The sequence below is a fragment of the Streptomyces sp. NPDC102462 genome (genome assembly GCF_044765425.1).
Lineage (GTDB): Bacteria > Actinomycetota > Actinomycetes > Streptomycetales > Streptomycetaceae > Streptomyces.
Genome location: NZ_JBIWKB010000032.1, coordinates 1 through 18,863, shown reverse-complemented (window position 1 = coordinate 18,863; position 18,863 = coordinate 1). Strand labels below are relative to the sequence as shown.

Genomic DNA, 18,863 nt, shown 5'->3' with positions numbered 1-18,863 from the left:
AAGTCGAAGAGCAGCGCACGATTCCGTGCACCGAATGTGAACGGTTCTGACGAGAGGACGATCGCGTGGACGACGACCGGCCCGATGTGCTGCTGACCGGGCTGCTCTTCTACGACCTCGTCCTCACGGGTCTCGACGGCCCGCCCGCACCGGGCGAGGAGATCTGGACCACCGGGATGGGCTGCGGCCCGGGTGGCATCGCCAACCTCGCCGTGGCCGCCGCCCGGTTCGGCCTGCGCACCTCGCTCGCCACGGTCTTCGGCGACGACTTCTACGGCGCCCACTGCCGGCAGATCCTGGCCGGCCAGGAGGGCGTGGACCTCACGCTGTCCCGCACGGCGGACGGCTGGCCCACCCCGGTCACCGTCTCCCTCGCCCTGCCCCGCGCCCCGGGCCCGGCCGGCGCGGCCCCGGTGCACGACCGGGCCCTGGTCACCCACGGCCAGGAACCGCCGTACTCCCAGGACGTGCTCATGGGCGACCCGCCCGCGGCCCGCACCGCCCTGGTGCACCTGGAGGCCGAACCGCGCGCCTGGCTCGCCAAGGCCGCCGCGAACGGCACCCGCATCTTCGCCGACGTCGGCTGGGACCCCACCCGGCAGTGGTCCCGCGATCTGCTCGGCCAGCTCGCCCTGTGCCACGCCTTCCTGCCCAACGAGACCGAGGCGATGGCCTACACCCGCACCGACAGCCCGGCCGCCGCGCTCGGCGCGCTCGCCGACCTGGTGCCGGTGGCCGTCGTGACCCGCGGCGGCGACGGCGCGATCGCGGTCGACCAGACGACCGGCGAGTACGCGGACGTCCCGGCCCTCGACACCGACGTCCTGGACGCCACCGGCGCCGGGGACGTCTTCGGCGCGAGCTTCGTCGCGGCCTCGCTCGGCGGCTGGCCGCTGGCCGAGCGGCTGCGGTTCGCGGTCCTCGCGGCCGGACTCTCGGTGCGCCGGCACGGCGGCGCCCTGGCGGCCCCCGGCTGGTACGGCGTGGACCGCTGGTGGCGCTCGCTCACCGACCCGGAACTGACCGCGGCGTACGGCTTCCTCGCGGACCGGCTGCCGGCCGACCCCGGCCCTCCCGTGCGCCACGCCCCCGTCACGCCGCCCGCGTGGCCCTGCTGACCCGCATACGTATGCGAAGACCCGAACAGATCCGAAAGGCGGTGGGAGCTGTGCGGCTCTCACGAAGAGGCGTGCTGCGCGCCGGGCTGGCCGGTGCGGCCGGCACCGGGCTCGGCGCCCTGGCGTCCGGCTGTGCCGTTCCGGCCGGCTCGACCGGCCGGAACATGGTCCTGTGGTACTGGGACGGCGGCCTCGGCGACACGGTCGTGCGGCGGGCCAGGGCCCGTTTCGACGACGCGGTCGACCTGCGGGCCGTCAAGATCGGCGGCTACTACCGCTCGAAGCTCATCACCACGCTCGCCGGCCGCGCCCACGTCCCCGACATCGCGGGCCTCAAGGGCGAGGACATGGCCTCCTACCTGCCCGACGCCGACCAGTTCGTGGACCTGCGCACCCTGGGCGCGGACCGGCTCAAGAGCGGCTACCTGCCCTGGAAGTGGCAGGCGGGCACCGCCGACGACGGCCGGATGGTCGGCTTCCCGATCGACTGCGGGCCGGTCGCGCACTACTACCAGTACGCGGTGTTCCGGAAGGCAGGGCTGCCCTACGAGCCCGCGGACGTCTCGGCCGAACTGAACACCTGGGAGAAGTTCTTCGCGGCGGGCGAGCGCCTTGGCAAGCGCCTGCCCGGCACCCATATCCTCACCGACATCACCAGCGTCTTCGAGATGTCGGTCAACCAGGGCACCCAGCGGTACGTCGACCGGGACCGGCACTTCATCGGCGACGGCGAGCATGTGCGCGCCGCCTGGGACCGTGCGGTGGAGGCCAAGCGGCGCGGCATCGTCTCCAACCTCGTCAGCGGCACCCCCGACCAGTGGTCGGCGACCGAGGACGGCAAGCTGCCGAGCCAGCTCAACGCCTCCTGGGCCACCAACGACATCAAGAACGGCGTGCCGCGGACCAAGGGCCGGTGGCGGGTGGCCGCGTGTCCCGGCGGGCCGTCCAACATCGGCGGATCGTTCCTGTCGATCACCAAGGCGTGCCGGGAGCCCGAGCGGGCCTTCGAGATCATCACCTGGGTGCTCGACGCCGCCAACCAGGCGCAGGGCTTCGTCGACGCGGGCCTGTTCCCGTCCACGCCCGCCTCGTACACCATGCGGAAGCTGCGCGAGCCCGACCCGTTCTTCGGCGGCCAGATCACGATGGACGTCTTCGGACCGGCCGCGCGGCGCGTCCCGGTCGCCTACGACAGCCCGTACGACGTGGCACTCGGGCAGCCCGTCAAGGACGAGATCAAGAACGTCGGCGTCCTCGGCAAGAACCCCGAACAGGCATGGAAGGACGCCATGAGCAAGTGCCGCCGCATCGCGAAACACCTGGGGGTGAGCATCTGATGGCCACCGCGCTGGAGAAACCCCCCGTCACCGCCGAGCGGCCCGCCACCGCACGGCCGAAGACCGGCCTGCGCAAGAACTGGCACCTGTACGCCGCGATATCCCCCTTCTATCTGCTGTTCCTGGCCTTCGGTCTGATCCCCGTCGGCTTCTCGCTGTATCTGTCGCTGCACCGCTGGGACGGCCTCGGCACGATGGAGTGGGCGGGTCTGTCGCAGTATCAGTATCTGCTGACCGACGTGGACTTCTGGAGCTCGATCGGGAACACGATCGTCATCTGGGCACTGGCCACCTTCCCCATGATCTTCCTGGCGATGGTCACGGCCGTGATGCTGAACTCGGCGGTCCGCTTCAAGAACGTCTACCGCTTCGCCTACTTCCTGCCCAACGTCACCTCGGTCGTCGCCGTGGCGATCATCTTCGGCTCGGTGTTCTCCACCAACTTCGGCCTGATGAACGCCCTGTTGCAGGCGGTCGGCCTGGACCAGGTGGCATGGCTGAACACGCCGTGGGGCATCAAGGTGGCCATCGCCACCCTCATGACCTGGCAGTGGACCGGCTACAACGCGATCATCTTCCTGGCCGGCCTGCAGACCGTACCCGGCGAGCTGTACGAGGCGGCGCGCATCGACGGGGCCGGGCCGGTGCAGACCTTCTTCCGGATCACGCTCCCTATGATGCGCCCGGTGCTGCTGTTCGTGCTGGTCGTCTCGACCGTGACCGGTCTGCAGAGCTTCTCCGAACCGCAGGTGCTGCTGCAGAACACCGCCAACGAGTCGACGTACTCCGGCGGTCCGGGGCACGCGGGCCGCACCATGGTCCTCTACTTCTTCCAGCAGACCTTCGACAACAACGACTTCGGCTACGGCGCCGCCGTCGCCTGGGGCATCTTCCTCGTCGTCGTCATCTTCTCGATCATCAACTGGCGCCTGGTGCAGCGCCGGGGCGAATAGGGAGGCCGGTCCACCATGGCATCCGTCAAGGGCTCCCGGAGCCGGGGCATCGCGCTGCACGCCGTCCTCGTGGCCGGCCTGCTGCTGTCGGCCTTCCCGTTCTACTGGGCCGTCATCATGTCGACCCACACCTCCAGCGAGATCTTCTCCTACCCGCCCAGGCTGCTGCCCGGCTCGCACTTCCTGGAAAACCTCCGCAACCTGTTCGACAGCATCGACTTCTTCGGTTCGATGCTCAACTCGCTGCTGGTGGCCGGGTCGGTGACGGTCCTCGTCCTGTTCTTCGACTCCCTGGCGGCCTTCGTGTTCGCCAAGTTCGAGTTCCCGGGCAAGCGCGTGCTGTTCGCACTGCTCATGCTGATCTTCATGGTGCCGGCCCAGCTCGCGGCCATCCCGCAGTTCGTGATCATGGCGCGGATCGGCTGGATCGGCTCCATGACGGCGCTGATCGTGCCGGCCGCGGCCAACGCGTTCGGCATCTTCTGGATGCGCCAGTACATGAAGGGCGCCATCCACGACGAACTCCTCGACGCCTCCCGCATCGACGGGGCGAACTTCCTGCGCCAGTACTGGCACGTCGCCCTGCCCGTGGTCCGTCCCGGCCTGGCCTTCCTCGGCATCTTCACCTTCATGGGCCAGTGGAACGACTACGCCTGGCCGCTGATCGCCCTGACCAACCCGGACAACGTGACCCTCCAGGTGGCGCTGTCCCAGCTCAACGGCACCCACGGCACGACCGACTACGGCATGGTGATGACCGGCGCCCTGCTCGCCCTGGTACCGCTGCTGATCGTGTTCGCGCTCGGCGCCCGGCAGATCATCGGCGACCTCGCGAAGGGAGCCATCCGCTGATGGACCCCCTGCTCGCACTGCGCCCCTGGGAGGCGCCCGAGGTGACCTCCCTCGGACGGCTCCCGATGCACGCGGTCGACCGGCGCACCGGCGCCGTCCGCCTCGACGGCGACTGGCGCTTCCAACTGCTGCCCGCGCCGGACGCGCCGCTCGGCGGGACCTGGTCCACGGCGCACGTCCCCGGCGCCTGGACGCTCCAGGACACCGGTGACCTGCCGCAGTACACCAACGTCCGGATGCCGTTCCCGCAGTTCCCGCCGCACGTGCCCGCAGCCGACCCGACGGGCGTCTACGAACGCGAGGTGGACATCCCCGCCGAGTGGGCCGGGCGGCGGATCGTGCTCCAGGTCGGGGCCGCGGAGAGCGTCCTGCTGGTGCACGTGGACGGGCGGCCCGTCGGCGTCTCCAAGGACTCCCATCTTGCGGCCGAGTTCGACCTGTCGGAACACGTACGGCCCGGGGCCCGGTCGCTGCTGCGGCTGACCGTGGTCAAGTGGTCGGACGCCTCGCACATCGAGGACCAGGACCACTGGTGGCACGGCGGCATCACGCGTTCGGTGCTGCTGTACGCGACGGACCCGCTGCACCTGGCCGACGTGCTGGTGCGGGCCCGGCGGGACGGCACCCTGCGGGTGGACTGCCGGGTGCGGGACGCGCGCGGGGCGCTGCCCGCGGGCTGGCAGATCAGCGGGGAACTCGACGGGCTGCCGCTCGACCGGGACACGGAGTTCGACCGGGCCAACGCCGCGGACGAACGGGTCTCCGACTTCCTCGGCGAGGCGCGCCTTGCGGCCACCGTGCCCGAGGTGCGCACCTGGAACGCGGAAACACCCGAACTGTACGACCTGACCGTCCGGCTGCACCGCGCCGACGGCACGGTCGCCGACACCTCACGGCACCGCATCGGCTTCCGCGACGTCGAGATCGCGGGCCGGGACCTGCTGGTCAACGGCGAGCGGGTGTACATCCGCGGCGTCAACCGGCACGACTTCCACCCGCTGACCGGCCGCACGGTCGGGTACGAGGACATGCGGGCCGACCTGGTGCTGCTGAAGCGGTTCGGCTTCAACGCGATCCGCACCGCCCACTACCCGAACGACCCGGCGCTGTACGACCTCGCCGACGAACTCGGCTTCTACGTCGTCGACGAGGCCGACATCGAGTCCCACGACCACGCCCATGAGATCGCCGACGACCCCCGCTATCTGAACGCCTTCGTCGACCGGGTCTCCCGGATGGTGCTGCGGGACGTCAACCATCCCTCGGTCATCGTCTGGTCGCTGGGCAACGAGTCCGACTACGGCGCGAACCACGACGCGGCGGCGGGCTGGGTGCGCCGGCACGATCCGACCCGGCCGCTGCAGTACGAGGGCGCGGCGAAGACGGGGTGGGCGGATCCCTCGGTCGCCTCCGACATCGCCTGCCCGATGTACGCACCGCTGGAGGACTGCGTGGCGCACGCCCTGTCCGGGCGGCAGACCAAGCCGCTGATCCAGTGCGAGTACTCGCACGCCATGGGCAACAGCAACGGCACGCTCGCCGAGCATTGGGCGGCCATCGAGTCAACGCCGGGCCTTCAGGGCGGGTTCATCTGGGAGTTCTGGGACCACGGCATCCTCCAGCGGGTGAGCGACGGAAAACCCGCCGGGCGCTCCGGCGCCGGGCTGTACGCGGACGGCGTCGCCGCGCCCGGCCACCGCTGGGCGTACGGCGGCGACTTCGGCGAGGCGGTGCACGACGGCGCGTTCGTCGCGGACGGACTCGTCTTCCCGGACCGCACGCCCAAGCCCGCCATGTACGAGCACCGGGAGCTCGCGGCTCCGGTCCGGATCGAGTGCTACCGGCACGAGGGCATCGTCCTCGGCAACCACCAGCACTTCCGCGGCCTGGACTGGCTGACGGGCCAGTGGGAGCTGGTCCTCGCCGACGGCCGCACGCTGACCGCGCCGGCCGAACTGCCCGACCTGCGGCCGGGACAGACGGCGGCGGTGCCGCTGCCCTTCCGGCTGCCGCCGGACGGCGGCGAGGCCTGGCTGACGCTGCGGGTACGGACCGCGCGGGACGAGCCGTGGGCGCCCGGCGGCACCGAGCTGTGCGCACCGCAGCTGCGGCTGCGGGCGCCGGTCGCGGTGCCGGCGGTGCCCGCGGCTGCCCGGGCCGTCGAGGTGGACGCCGAGGGGCTGCTCGTGCATCCGCTGCTGACCAGCGCGCCCGTGCTGTCCCTGTGGCGGGCGCCCACCGACAACGACGAGCTGGGCGGCATGGCCGGGCGCTGGCGGGCCTGGGGCCTCGACTCGCTCGTCCGCAAGCTGATCTCCGTGGACCGGTCCGAGGGCCGGGTGCGGGTGCTGGCCGAGTACGCGGGCACGGCCGGCGTCGTCCGGCACCGGCAGGAGTTCACCGCCGTCGAGGGCGGGCTGCGCGTCGACGAACGGGCCGAGCTGCCCGCACAGTTCGCGGATGTGGCGCGGGTCGGCTCGGTGTTCGAGACGGTCGCGGGCCTCGACCTGCTGGAGTGGTTCGGGCAGGGGCCCTGGGAGTCGTACCCGGACCGCAGCGCGGGCGCTCCGGTCGGCCATCACGCGCTGCCGGTGGACGAGCTGTTCACCCCGTATCTGCGTCCGCAGGAGAGCGGCGGCCGGCACGGCGTGCGCCGCTTCACCCTGTCGGCGCCGGACGCCACCGGGCTCGCGGTCGAGCTGGACGAGCCGCGCCAGGTGTCCGTCACCCGGTTCCGTGCCGCCGACCTGACCGCCGCGGCGCACCACGACGAACTGGTGCCGCGCCCCGGGTGCGTGGTGCACCTCGACGCGGCCCACCGCGGCCTGGGCACGGCGTCCTGCGGCCCGGACACCTCACCCGCCCACCTCATCTCCCCAGGCACCCATGACTGGAGCTGGACCCTACGCACCCTGTAGTCGGGGCGAGCTTGGTTCGCACGTTCCCCGCGCCCGGCCAGGGGCGCGGGGACGGGCGCGATGGACCACCACGCACCCCCGTGACAGGCGACGACACCGTGACGAAACGTCAGTTTCCTTACCGGCCACCGGTGTTTCTTGGCTTCAACTCTTGACGTGCGGAGGCGCCCGGAGCACATTGGCCGCATCTTGAGAGCGCTCTCACGGATGTTCCCCGCCCGCTCCGCACCCGAGAGGCCCCCCATGAGCGAACCCTCCGGAACCCACAGACGCGGCCCGCTGCGCCGCGCGCTGGTCGCCGTGCTCGGCACCCTCGCCCTGACGGCCGCCGCCGCCACGGCCGCCACCCTGCCCGCCAACGCCTCCGCGCCCACGCCCCCGTCCGGCTGGTCCCAGGTCTTCCTCGACGACTTCAACGGCACTGCGGGCTCCGGGGTCAACACCTCCAACTGGCAGTACGCCACGGGGACTTCGTACCCGGGTGGCGCCGCCAACTGGGGCACGGGCGAGGTCGAGACGATGACGTCGAGCACCAACAACGTCGCGCTCGACGGCAACGGCAACCTGCTGATCACTCCGCGCCGCGACGCCGCGGGCAACTGGACCTCCGGCCGCATCGAGACCAACCGCACCGACTTCCAGCCCCCGGCCGGCGGAAAGCTGCGCGTCGAGGCCCGCGTTCAGATGCCGAACGTCACCGGCGCCGCCGCCAAGGGCTACTGGCCGGCCTTCTGGATGCTCGGCGCGCCGTTCCGCGGCAACTACTGGAACTGGCCGGGCGTGGGCGAGCTGGACATCATGGAGAACGTCCAGGGCCTCAACACGGCCTGGGCCACGATGCACTGCGGCACCAACCCGGGCGGCCCCTGCAACGAGACGACCGGCATCGGCGGTTCGACCTCCTGCACCGGCACGACCTGTCAGGCGGGCTTCCACACCTACCGGATGGAGTGGGACCGCTCGACCAGCCCCGAGGAGATCCGCTTCTACCTCGACGGCGTCAACTTCCACACCGTGCGGGCCAACCAGGTGGACGCGACGACCTGGTCGAACGCGACCAACCACGGCTTCTTCATCATCCTCAACGTGGCCATGGGCGGCGGCTTCCCGGGCGCCTTCGGCGGCGGCCCGGACGGCGGCACCGAGCCGAACCACCCGATGGTCGTGGACTACGTGCAGGTACTGCAGTCCGGTGGTGGGGGCGGCACCACTCCCCCGCCGACCGGCAACCGGGACGCCTACAGCGCCATCCAGGCCGAGTCCTACGACGGCCAGTCCGGGGTGATCACCGAGGGCACGTCGGACACCGGCGGCGGGCAGAACATCGGCGCGATCGCGAACGGGGACTGGGTGCAGTACAAGGGCGTCAACTTCGGCTCCACGGCCGCCACCCAGTTCTACGCCCGGGTGGCGAGCGGCGCCGCGAGCGGGGTGAGCGGACTCGTGGAGGTGCGCCTGGACAGCCGCGGCAACGCTCCCATAGGCAGCTTCGCGCTGGCCAACACGGGCGGCTGGCAGTCCTGGCGGACGGTCCCGGCCAACATCGGCGCGGTGACCGGCACCCACGATGTGTATCTGACGTTCACCAGCGGCCAGCCGGCCGACTTCGTGAACGTGAACTGGTTCGACTTCGGCCACTGACCGGCTCCGCCGCACCAAGGGCTCCGTACGGATGAGCCGGCCGACGGTCGGGTCGCACGACAAGCCGCCCCGTTCCCCTCTGCGGGGTGCGGGGCGGCTTGTCGTAGGGGGTCGGGCTGTCAGCTGCCGTGGTGAGAAGGCTTCTTCGTGGTCACGGTGATGGTGGCCTTGGCGGCCTCACTGACGACCTGGTGACCGTTCGGGTCGACGCCCGCCGCGGTCGCGGTGTTGGTGACGCTGCACACCTTGCAGCCGTCGGTGCCCTTGCCGTACCCCTTCGGGGCCTTGTGGCAGTTCTGGAGATCGGCGCGGGCGACGGTGTAGCTGCCGTGGCAGGTCGTGCTCTCACTCGGGTCGAGGACGGCCGTGGCGCAGGTGACGCCGGTGAGGTGGTCGTCGCGGACCAGCACACCGTGCAGAACGGTGTTGCCGGTGTTGGTGATTGTGTAGGCGTACTTCACCTTGTCCCCGACCCGGAACGGGCCCTTCGAGACGACCCGCTTGACCAGGGTCAGTTCGGCGGCCGGCTGCTGGACGGTGACGGTGGCAGTGGCCTGGTCGCTGGCGACCTCCTGGCCGCCGGGCTCGAACGCCGTCGCCTGTGCCAGGTTGGTCAGCTCGCAGCCCCCCGTGGCGGGCCGGCACGGGGTGATGTCGTCCTCGGTGATCACATGGCTGCCGTGACAGGTGGTGCTCTCGCCTGCGGCGAGACCTGTCGTGTCGCAGGTGACGCCGGCGGCCTGGTCGTCCGTGACGGTCAGGTTGTGCAGGGCGGTGTTGCCGGTGTTGGTGACCGTGTAGGAGTACTCGACCGTGGTGCCGACCTGGAACGGGCCGGTGGACTCCACCCGCTTGGTCAGGCCGAGGGAGGGCTGTGGCGCCTCCTCGACGATCACCACGACCGGTTCGGAGACGGAGGGCGGGCAGCTGCCGTCGCCCTGGTAGTGGGCGGTGATCTCGTGCGCGCCCAGGCCGAGGGCCGTGGTGGTGTGGGTGGCCGTGCCGTCGGGGCCGAGGGTGGCGGTGCCGATCTGGGTGTCGTCGTCGTAGAAGAGGACCTGACCGGTAGGCGTCCCGGTCGTGCAGGTCACGTCTGCGGTCAGGGTGACCGGTTCCCCGGGCGCGGCTGTGGTCGGGGAGGCCGTGAGCGTCGTCGAACTCTCCGCGGGCTGGGCGAGGAAGACGGCGAGGGAGTGGTAGTTGCCGGCGCCGATGGCCGTGACGACGGCCCCTTCGGGCAGTTCCACCGGGACCGGCTCGGTGCGGTTGGTGGTGGTGCCGTCGCCGACCTGGCCGTAGCGGTTGTATCCCCAGGCCAGCACCTGGCCGGTGGAGGTCAGCGCGACCGTGTGGTCGTCGCCGCCGATGACCGCCGTGACGTCGGTGCCCGCCGGCAGATGAACCGGGACCGGCACGGTGCGGCGCGTGGTCGTACCGTCGCCCAGCTGGCCGTAGGTGTTGTCTCCCCAGGCCAGCACCTGGCCGGTGGACGTCAGCGCGAAACTCTGGAACCCGTGGGCCCCGGCGACCGAGCTGACGACGACGTCCGCGGGCAGTTGCACCATGACCGGCACACTGCTGTTCGTGGTGGTGCCGTTGCCCAGCTGACCGCGGCCGTTGTACCCCCAGGCGAGCACCTCACCGGTGGAGGTCAGCGCGAGGCTGTGGTCGTCGGCTCCGGCGATCGACGTGACCGTGGTGCCGGCGGGCACATGGACCGGCACCGGCTCGTTGCGGCTGACGGTGGTGCCGTCGCCCACCTGCCCGAAGTCGTTGTCACCCCAGGCGAGCACCTCACCGGTCGATGTCAGTGCCAGGCCGTGACCGGCTCCGCTGGAGATCGCCGTGACCGTGGTGCCGGCGGGCAGATGCACCTGAACCGGCACGTTGCTGTCACCACCGGTCACGCCGTTGCCCAGCTGGCCCCACTCGTTGTAACCCCAGGCCAGCAGCCGGCCGTTCGCGGTCAGCGCGAGTACATAGTCGTCGCCGGTCGCGATGGCCGTGACCGTGGTGCCGGCGGGCAGATGGACCTGGACGGGCGTCGTGCTGTCGGTGTAGGTGCCGTTACCCAGCTGTCCGACGTCGTTCTGACCCCACGCCAGGACCTGGCCCGTGGAGGTCAGCGCCACCGAGAAGCCGTACCCGCCGGCCACCGCGGTGGCGGTGGTGCCCGCCGGCAGGTCGGCCTGGAGCGGCACCATGCTGCCGGGATTGGGGCTCGGCACGGTGGTTCCGTTGCCCAGCTGCCCGTACTGGTTGCGTCCCCAGGTCCACACATCACCGCCGTCGGGGGCCGCAGCGGCCGGCGTCACAGCGGACGAGGCGAGTGCCAGCACGAAGGCCGCCACCACCGCGACGGCGCACCATGAGACGGACCGCACCGCACGCAACAGCCGTCGGGGCAGGTCCGGAAGCCTGCCCCTGAAAGTAGATTCCACTACGGCCCCTCCTGGGGGGTATGGGATGGCGCCGATTCCATGGCACGTTTCTCGCGATCAGGGTTTAGCAGACATAAACCTGAAGTGGTTGGTAAGCAGGGCAAACCGCCCACCCAATCGGACGCTCGACCGCCGGCCCCGGGTCCGCTCGCATGCCAGACGGGCACCGGCGCTGCGGTCGGCCGGTCCCGCGGTCGCGCGGACCGCCTTCAGGCCAGCTCGGCTCAGCAGGCGGGCTCGGTCAGGCCAGCTCGGCCCGGAAGGCCGCCGGGGTGCGGCCCGTGCGCAGCTGGAAGAACTTGGAGAAGTTCGCCGCGTCGGGGAAGCCGACGGCCGCGCCGACCCGGCCGATGGGCAGATCGGTGTGCGCCAGCAGCCGCTTGGCCTCCAGAACCACCCGCTTGTCGATGAAGCCCTTGGGGGTCTCCCCGGTGGCGGCGCGGACCGCGCGGACGAGGGTGCGCCGGGAGTAACCGAGGGCGTCGGCGTAGGCGCTGACGCTGTGATTGGTGGAAAAGCCCTGCTCGACCGCGTCACGAAAGAGCGTGAAGGCCGTGTCGGCCTGCTGCCTGGCCGCCTCGGCGGAGCTGGCCGCGAGATGGGCGAGGCGCAGCAGGAACGCCGTCAGGGAGTGCCGCAGCACCGCCGTGTGCAGACTGAGCGGAAGGGTCACCGCGTCCTCGTACTCACGTCGCAGCTGGTCGAGCGCGGCGCGCAGGGCGTCCAGCCGTGCCGGGTCGGGGTGCAGCAGGGGCGGCAGGTCGTAGCGGTACAGGCCGGTGGCCTCGACGGTGGCGCGGGGCAGGAAACCGGGCTGCATGGCGAGGACGGTTCCGCGGTACTCGCTCGCCCGGGAGAAGCGGTGGACCTGTCCGGGCCGTATCCACAGCACGTCGCCCGCCGTCGCCTCGTACTCGGCGAAGTCGATCATGTGGTGGACGGGGCCGTCGCTGAAGAGCATGACCACGTGGAAGTCGATGCGGTGGACGCGGTGCAGCGGGGCGTCCTCGTGCCAGGCGCGGCCGACTCCCATCGGGCCGACCTGGATGCCGACGCCGCCGACGCTCAGATCGACCGGGAAGGGGAACGTTCTGATCCCGTCACCGCCCTCGCCGATCCCGTCGCCGCGCTCGCGACCGTCACCGCCTTGCACTGTTCCGCCCACCATGCCCCTCTTGTGCCGCCCCTGCACCGCCGTCGGTGTCCCATTTTCACCACAGGCTGACACACCCCGACCTTCCTCGTTAAAAGTCAGACTTTTACTTTTGAACGCGTTCAGCCAGAACCCCGCTGAGATCGAGGACTTCTTGAAGATGAGCACGCAGACAACCGACGGCTTCGAGTGGACCGACCTCGACCGGCGTGCCGTGGACACCGCCCGCCTCCTGGCGGCCGATGCCGTGCAGCAGGTCGGGAACGGGCACCCGGGCACGGCGATGAGCCTCGCCCCCGCCGCGTACACGATCTTTCAGAAGCTGATGCGTCACGATCCGGCCGATCCGGAGTGGACCGGCCGGGACCGCTTCGTCCTGTCCCCCGGCCACACCTCGCTGACCCTCTACACCCAGCTCTTCCTCGCCGGCTACGAGGTGGAGCTGGACGATCTGAAGGCGTTCCGCACCCACGGTTCGAGGACGCCCGGCCACCCCGAGTACGGGCACACCGCGGGTGTGGAGACCACCACAGGGCCGCTCGGCCAGGGCGTCGCGAACGCCGTCGGCATGGCGATGGCCGCCCGCTACGAGCGCGGTCTGTTCGACCCCGACGCCCCCGAGGGCACCTCGCCCTTCGACCACACCATCTGGGCGATCGTCTCGGACGGCGACCTGCAAGAGGGCGTCTCCGCCGAGGCGTCCTCGCTCGCCGGCCACCAGCGGCTCGGCAACCTGGTCTTCCTCTACGACGACAACCACATCTCCATCGAGGGCGACACCGCCACGGCGTTCTCCGAGGACGTGCTCGGGCGCTACGAGGCGTACGGCTGGCACGTGCAGCGTGTGGCGCCCGCGGAGAACGGCGATGTCGACGTGCCCGCCCTGTACGCGGCGCTGGACGCGGCCCGGGCCGAGACCGGACGCCCGTCGATCGTCGCGCTGCGCACGATCATCGCCTGGCCCGCCCCCCACGCCCAGAACACCGAGGCCGCCCACGGCTCCGCCCTGGGTGCCGAGGAGGTCGCCGCCACCAAGCGGGTCCTCGGCTTCGACCCCGAGCAGCACTTCACCGTCGCCGACGACGTCCTCGCGCACGCCCGGCAGGCCCTGGACCGGGGCGCCGAGTCCCATGCCTCCTGGGACAAGCGGATCGCCGAGTGGCGCACCGCCCAGCCCGAGCGCGCCCGCCTGTTCGACCGCGTCGTCGCCGGTCAGCTCCCGGAGGGCTGGCAGGACGCCCTGCCCGTCTTCGAACCCGGCAAGTCCGTCGCCACCCGCGCCGCATCCGGCAAGGTCCTCCAGGCCCTCGGCCCGGTCGTACCCGAACTGTGGGGTGGCTCCGCCGACCTGGCCGGCTCCAACAACACCACCATCGACGCGTCCTCCTCCTTCCTGCCGAAGGGCAACCCGCTGCCGGGGGCCGACCCGTACGGCCGCACCGTCCACTTCGGCATCCGCGAGTTCTCCATGGCCGCGGAGATGAACGGCATCGCCCTGCACGGCAACACCCGGATCTACGGCGGCACCTTCCTGGTGTTCTCCGACTACATGCGCAACGCCGTGCGGATGTCCGCCCTCATGCAGCTGCCCGTCACCTATGTGTGGACGCACGACTCGATCGGCCTGGGCGAGGACGGCCCCACCCACCAGCCCGTCGAACACCTCGCCTCGCTGCGCGCCATCCCCGGCCTGAACGTCGTCCGCCCGGCGGACGCCAACGAGACCGTGACCGTCTGGGCCGAGATCCTGAAGAGGCACACCACCAAGCCCGCCCCGCACGGACTCGCGCTGACCCGTCAGGGCGTGCCGACGTACGCGCGCAACCCGGACGCGGCCAAGGGAGGCTACGTCCTGCACGACTCGTCCACCCAGACCCCGGAGGTGATCCTCATCGCCACCGGTTCCGAGGTGCAGCTCGCCGTCGCCGCACGGGACCTGCTGGAGGCCGAGGGCATCGGCACCCGTGTGGTGTCCATGCCGTCCGTGGAGTGGTTCGAGGAGCAGGACCGGGCCTGGCGGGACAGCGTCCTGCCGCCCGCCACCAGGGCCCGGGTCGCCGTCGAGGCCGGCGTCGGCCTGACCTGGCACCGCTTTGTGGGCGACGCCGGGCGCATCGTCTCGCTGGAGCACTTCGGCGCCTCCGCCGCCGCGCAGACCCTGTTCGCCGAGTTCGGTTTCACCCCCGAGAACGTCGCCGCCAAGGCCCGGGAATCCCTGGCCGCCGCCCGCGGTTGATCCGATCGCCAGAAAGAAGATGATCAAAGTGACCGAAGCAACCGCGACCGCGGGAGCACTCCAGCGCCTGACCGAGGAGGGCGTGTCGATCTGGCTCGACGATCTGTCGCGGCGCCGGATCAGCAGCGGCAACCTGGCCGGACTCGTCGCCCGCAGGCACGTCGTGGGTGTCACCACCAACCCGTCCATCTTCCAGGCCGCCATCGGCTCCGTGGGCGGGTCCGCCGACCCGAGCGGGACCGACGGCGGATCGGGGTACGAGGAGCAGCTGGCCGACCTGGCCGTGCGCGGTGTCACGGTCGACGAGGCCGTACGGATGATGACCACCGCCGACGTCCGCGCCGCGGCCGATGTGCTGCGGCCGGTGTACGACGCGACCGGCGGCCGGGACGGCCGGGTCTCCATCGAGGTCGACCCGCGCCTCGCGTACGACACCCGGGCGACGGTCGCCGAGGCCAAGCAGCTCGCCTGGCTCGTCGACCGCCCCAACGTGATGATCAAGATTCCGGCCACCGAGGCGGGCCTGCCGGCCATCACCGAGGTGATCGGCCTCGGCATCAGCGTCAATGTCACGCTGATCTTCTCGCTTGAGCGCTACCGGCAGGTCATGGACGCCTATCTGGCCGGTCTGGAGAAGGCCCGGGCGGCGGGCCTCGACCTGTCCGCCGTGCACTCCGTGGCCTCCTTCTTCGTCTCCCGGGTCGACAGCGAGATCGACAAGCGGCTGACGCTCCTCGGCACCGACCGGGCCCTCGCCCTCAAGGGCAGGGCGGCGCTGGCGAACGCGCGGCTGGCCTACGAGGCCTACGAGGAGGTGTTCGGCGGCCCGCGCTGGACCGCGCTCGCCGGGGCCCGGGCCAACAAGCAGCGCCCGCTGTGGGCGTCCACCGGCGTGAAGGACCCGGCCTACAAGGACACCCTGTACGTGGACGGTCTGGTCGCGCCCGGCACCGTCAACACCATGCCGGAGGCGACGCTCGACGCCACCGCCGACCACGGCGACATCACCGGTGACACGGTGACCGGCGGCTACGCACAGGCCCGGGCCGACCTCGCGGCCGTGGAACGGCTCGGCATCTCCTACGACGACGTCGTCCGCAAGCTGGAGGACGAGGGCGTCGCCAAGTTCCAGGCGGCCTGGCAGGACCTGCTGACCGCCGTCGCGAAGTCACTGGACAGCAAGGGAGTTGACGCCCGATGAGCACCCCCGAGCAGGAACCGGCGGCGGCCGCCGCGCGCGTCCCGGCCGCACGGGCCGCCGATGCCGCACCGACCGCCGACTGGGTGAACCCGCTGCGCGACACCCGCGACCGCCGGCTTCCCCGGATCGCCGGCCCCTCCGGCCTGGTGATCTTCGGTGTGACCGGCGACCTGTCCCGCAAGAAGCTGATGCCGGCCGTCTACGACCTGGCCAACCGGGGTCTGCTGCCGCCGGGCTTCTCACTGGTGGGCTTCGCCCGCCGGGACTGGGCGGACCAGGACTTCGCGCAGGTGGTGCACGACGCCGTCCGCGAGCACGCCCGCACCCCGTTCCGCGAGGAGGTCTGGCAGCAGCTCGCCGAGGGCATGCGGTTCGTGCCCGGCGACTTCGACGACGACACGGCGTTCAAGCAGCTGCGCGAGGCCGTCGAGGAACTGGACGCCTCCCGCGGCACCGGCGGCAACTTCGCCTTCTACCTCTCCGTGCCGCCCAAGTTCTTCCCCAAGGTCGTGCGGCAGCTGAAGAAGCACGGCCTGGCGGACCCCCCGGAGGGCTCCTGGCGGCGCGCGGTCATCGAGAAGCCGTTCGGCCACGACCTGAAGTCGGCCGAGGAGCTGAACAAGGTCGTGCACGAGGTGTTCGAACCGGACCAGGTGTTCCGGATCGACCACTACCTGGGCAAGGAGACCGTCCAGAACATCCTGGCGCTGCGCTTCGCCAACCAGATGTACGAACCCGTATGGAACCGCTCGTACGTCGACCATGTGCAGATCACCATGGCCGAGGACATCGGCATCGGCGGCCGGGCCGGCTACTACGACGGGATCGGCGCCGCCCGTGACGTCATCCAGAACCACCTGCTCCAGCTGATGGCGCTCACCGCCATGGAGGAGCCCATCGCCTTCGACGCGGAGTCGCTGCTCACCGAGAAGCTGAAGGTGCTCAGGTCGGTGCGGCTGCCCGACGACCTCGGCGCGCACACCGTCCGCGGGCAGTACGCGGCGGGCTGGCAGGGCGGCGAGGAGGTCGTCGGCTACCTCCAGGAGGACGGCATCGACGCCAGGTCGAAGACCGACACCTACGCCGCGATCAAGCTGGAGATCGACAACCGCCGCTGGGCGGGCGTCCCCTTCTATCTGCGCACCGGCAAGCGGCTCGGCCGCCGGGTCACCGAGATCGCGGTGGTCTTCCAGCGGGCACCGCACTCCCCCTTCGACCACACCGCGACCGAGGAACTGGGCCAGAACGCGGTCGTCATCCGCGTCCAGCCCGACGAGGGCATGACCGTCCGGTTCGGCTCGAAGGTGCCGGGCACCTCCATGGAGATCCGGGACGTGTCCATGGACTTCGCCTACGGCGAGTCGTTCACGGAGTCCAGCCCGGAGGCGTACGAACGGCTCATCCTGGACGTGCTGCTCGGCGACGCCAACCTCTTCCCGCGGACCGAGGAAGTGGAAGAGTCCTGGAAGATCCTCGACCCGATCGAGGAGTACTGGGCGGCGCACGGCAGGCCGGCCCAGTACGCGTCGGGCGGCTGGGGACCCGAGGAAGCCGACGAGATGCTCGCACGAGACGGACGGAGCTGGCGCAGGCCATGAAGATCGACCTGACCGACACCACGGCAAGCAAGATCAACAAGGCCCTTGTGCAGGGTCGCCGTGCCATCGGCACCCCGGCGGTGGGCATGGTCCTGACGATGGTGATCGTCACGGACGAGGAGAACGCCTACGACTCCATCAAGGCGGCCGAGGACGCCTCCCGCGAGCACCCCTCGCGCACCCTCGTCGTGATCAAGCGGCATGCCCGCACCCCCCGCGAGCGCACCCGGTCGCGACTGGACGCGGAGGTCCGGGTCGGCTCGGAGGCGGGCACCGGCGAGACGGTGGTGCTGCGCACGTTCGGCGATGTCTCCGACCACGCCGACTCCGTGGTGCTGCCGCTGCTGCTGCCGGACGCCCCGGTCGTCGTCTGGTGGCCGGTGGACGCCCCCGACAACCCGGCCAAGGACCCGCTGGGCACGCTCGCCCAGCGCCGGATCACCGACATGTACGCCGTCGAGCACCCGCTGGACGCGCTGGAGGCCCGGGTCCGCTCCTACGCGCCCGGCGACACCGACCTGGCCTGGACCCGGCTCACCCCGTGGCGCTCCATGCTGGCCGCCGCCCTCGACCAGGCCCGGGTGAAGATCACCTCGGCGGTCGTGGAGAGCGAGGCGGAGAACCCCAGCGCCGAACTGCTCGCCCGCTGGCTCGAGGCGCGCCTCGGGGTTCCGGCCGAACGGATCGTCACGGCCGGGCCGGTCGTCACGGCCGTCCGGCTCGGCACCACGGACGGCGAGATCCTCATCGACCGGCCGGAGGGCCCACTCGCCACGCTGACCCTGCCCGGGCAGCCGCCGCGCACCCTCGCCCTGAAGGTCCGGCCCACCTCCGAACTCATCGCCGAGGAGCTGCGCCGCCTCGACGCCGACGAGATGTACGCCATCGCCCTGCGCGGCGAGGGCACCAAGGAGAACGTCTGACATGGCCGAGTCCCCTCACCCCGTGCTCACCCGGCGGCCCGAGTGGGTCGCGCTCGCCGACCACCGCGCCGCGTGGCAACCGGGCCTGCGCGAGCTGTTCGCGGCCGACCCCGGGCGGGCCGAGCGGTATGCCGTACGCGTCGGCGACCTGCTGATCGACTACAGCAAACACCTGATCACCGACGAGACGCTGGCGCTGCTCCAGGAACTGGCCGTGGCGAGTGATGTGTTCGGGCTGCGGGACGCGATGTTCCGTGGGAAGAAGATCAATGTCACGGAGGGCCGGGCGGTGCTGCATACGGCGCTGCGGGCGCCGCGGGATGCGGTGATCGAGGTCGACGGGGAGAACGTGGTCCCCGCGGTGCACGCGGTGCTGGACAAGATGGCGGATTTCGCCGGGCGGGTGCGTTCGGGTGCGTGGACGGGTCATACCGGCCGGCGGATCAGGAATGTGGTGAACATCGGGATCGGTGGCTCTGATCTGGGTCCTGC

12 protein-coding genes and 1 pseudogene are annotated in these 18,863 nt (G+C 71.1%); 11 read left to right on the top strand and 2 right to left on the bottom strand.

What is annotated here, in order from left to right:
* Window positions 1–65 precede the first annotated feature (65 nt).
* The 6 genes from ACIRFL_RS25680 to ACIRFL_RS25655 all read left to right on the top strand — a co-directional run bounded on the left by ACIRFL_RS25680 (window position 66) and on the right by ACIRFL_RS25655 (window position 8,819).
* On the top strand, window positions 66–1,118 hold the full coding sequence (locus tag ACIRFL_RS25680) for a carbohydrate kinase family protein (protein WP_404032683.1): 1,053 nt from the start codon (window positions 66–68) through the stop codon (window positions 1,116–1,118).
* Between the two features lie 50 nt (window positions 1,119–1,168).
* Window positions 1,169–2,455, top strand: a complete 1,287-nt coding sequence (locus ACIRFL_RS25675) for an extracellular solute-binding protein (RefSeq protein WP_404032680.1) — start codon at window positions 1,169–1,171, stop codon at window positions 2,453–2,455.
* Window positions 2,455–3,408: a carbohydrate ABC transporter permease gene (locus ACIRFL_RS25670; RefSeq protein WP_404032677.1), complete on the top strand. Its 954-nt coding sequence runs from the start codon at window positions 2,455–2,457 to the stop codon at window positions 3,406–3,408. Before ACIRFL_RS25675 ends, ACIRFL_RS25670 begins: the two co-directional genes overlap by 1 nt.
* A 15-nt stretch (window positions 3,409–3,423) precedes the next feature.
* Window positions 3,424–4,260 carry a carbohydrate ABC transporter permease gene (locus ACIRFL_RS25665; RefSeq protein ID WP_404032675.1) on the top strand — a complete coding sequence of 279 codons (837 nt, stop codon included), beginning with the start codon at window positions 3,424–3,426 and terminating at the stop codon, window positions 4,258–4,260.
* Window positions 4,260–7,178, top strand: a complete 2,919-nt coding sequence (locus ACIRFL_RS25660) for a glycoside hydrolase family 2 TIM barrel-domain containing protein (protein ID WP_404032672.1) — start codon at window positions 4,260–4,262, stop codon at window positions 7,176–7,178. The genes ACIRFL_RS25665 and ACIRFL_RS25660 overlap by 1 nt, the downstream gene beginning before the upstream one ends.
* 243 nt (window positions 7,179–7,421) lie before the next feature.
* Entirely contained in the window at window positions 7,422–8,819 is a 1,398-nt protein-coding gene (locus ACIRFL_RS25655; protein ID WP_404032670.1) for a glycoside hydrolase family 16 protein, read from the top strand.
* A 119-nt stretch (window positions 8,820–8,938) separates the two neighbouring features.
* On the opposite strand, the gene ACIRFL_RS25650 is transcribed toward ACIRFL_RS25655, so the two are convergent.
* Both ACIRFL_RS25650 and ACIRFL_RS25645 read right to left on the bottom strand, forming a co-directional pair.
* Window positions 8,939–11,260: an Ig-like domain repeat protein gene (locus ACIRFL_RS25650; RefSeq protein ID WP_404032667.1), complete on the bottom strand. Its 2,322-nt coding sequence runs from the start codon at window positions 11,258–11,260 to the stop codon at window positions 8,939–8,941.
* Between the two features lie 241 nt (window positions 11,261–11,501).
* Window positions 11,502–12,428: a helix-turn-helix domain-containing protein gene (locus ACIRFL_RS25645; protein ID WP_404032664.1), complete on the bottom strand. Its 927-nt coding sequence runs from the start codon at window positions 12,426–12,428 to the stop codon at window positions 11,502–11,504.
* Window positions 12,429–12,573: 145 nt separating this feature from the next.
* Here ACIRFL_RS25645 and tkt point away from each other — a divergent pair, with 145 nt between their 5' ends.
* The 5 genes and pseudogenes from tkt to ACIRFL_RS25620 form a co-directional block, all read left to right on the top strand.
* Entirely contained in the window at window positions 12,574–14,649 is a 2,076-nt protein-coding gene (tkt, locus tag ACIRFL_RS25640; RefSeq protein ID WP_404032661.1) for a transketolase, read from the top strand.
* A 19-nt stretch (window positions 14,650–14,668) separates the two neighbouring features.
* On the top strand, window positions 14,669–15,850 hold the full coding sequence (tal, locus tag ACIRFL_RS25635) for a transaldolase (protein ID WP_404032659.1): 1,182 nt from the start codon (window positions 14,669–14,671) through the stop codon (window positions 15,848–15,850).
* Window positions 15,847–17,448 (top strand): glucose-6-phosphate dehydrogenase, encoded by a 1,602-nt coding sequence (zwf, locus tag ACIRFL_RS25630; RefSeq protein WP_404032656.1) that lies wholly within the window; start codon window positions 15,847–15,849, stop codon window positions 17,446–17,448. Before tal ends, zwf begins: the two co-directional genes overlap by 4 nt.
* On the top strand, window positions 17,445–18,371 hold the full coding sequence (gene opcA, locus ACIRFL_RS25625) for a glucose-6-phosphate dehydrogenase assembly protein OpcA (protein ID WP_404032653.1): 927 nt from the start codon (window positions 17,445–17,447) through the stop codon (window positions 18,369–18,371). Before zwf ends, opcA begins: the two co-directional genes overlap by 4 nt.
* 1 nt (window position 18,372) lies before the next feature.
* Window positions 18,373–18,863 (top strand): annotated as a pseudogene (locus tag ACIRFL_RS25620) (glucose-6-phosphate isomerase); the annotation flags it as partial.

Coding starts and splice junctions, on each gene's coding strand:
- zwf (WP_404032656.1), top strand. CDS start 15,847: ATGAGCACCCCCGAGCAGGAACCGGCGGCGGCCGCCGCGCGCGTCCCG.
- ACIRFL_RS25660 (WP_404032672.1), top strand. CDS start 4,260: ATGGACCCCCTGCTCGCACTGCGCCCCTGGGAGGCGCCCGAGGTGACC.
- tal (WP_404032659.1), top strand. CDS start 14,669: ATGATCAAAGTGACCGAAGCAACCGCGACCGCGGGAGCACTCCAGCGC.
- ACIRFL_RS25655 (WP_404032670.1), top strand. CDS start 7,422: ATGAGCGAACCCTCCGGAACCCACAGACGCGGCCCGCTGCGCCGCGCG.
- tkt (WP_404032661.1), top strand. CDS start 12,574: ATGAGCACGCAGACAACCGACGGCTTCGAGTGGACCGACCTCGACCGG.
- opcA (WP_404032653.1), top strand. CDS start 17,445: ATGAAGATCGACCTGACCGACACCACGGCAAGCAAGATCAACAAGGCC.
- ACIRFL_RS25670 (WP_404032677.1), top strand. CDS start 2,455: ATGGCCACCGCGCTGGAGAAACCCCCCGTCACCGCCGAGCGGCCCGCC.
- ACIRFL_RS25665 (WP_404032675.1), top strand. CDS start 3,424: ATGGCATCCGTCAAGGGCTCCCGGAGCCGGGGCATCGCGCTGCACGCC.
- ACIRFL_RS25645 (WP_404032664.1), bottom strand. CDS start 12,428: ATGGTGGGCGGAACAGTGCAAGGCGGTGACGGTCGCGAGCGCGGCGAC.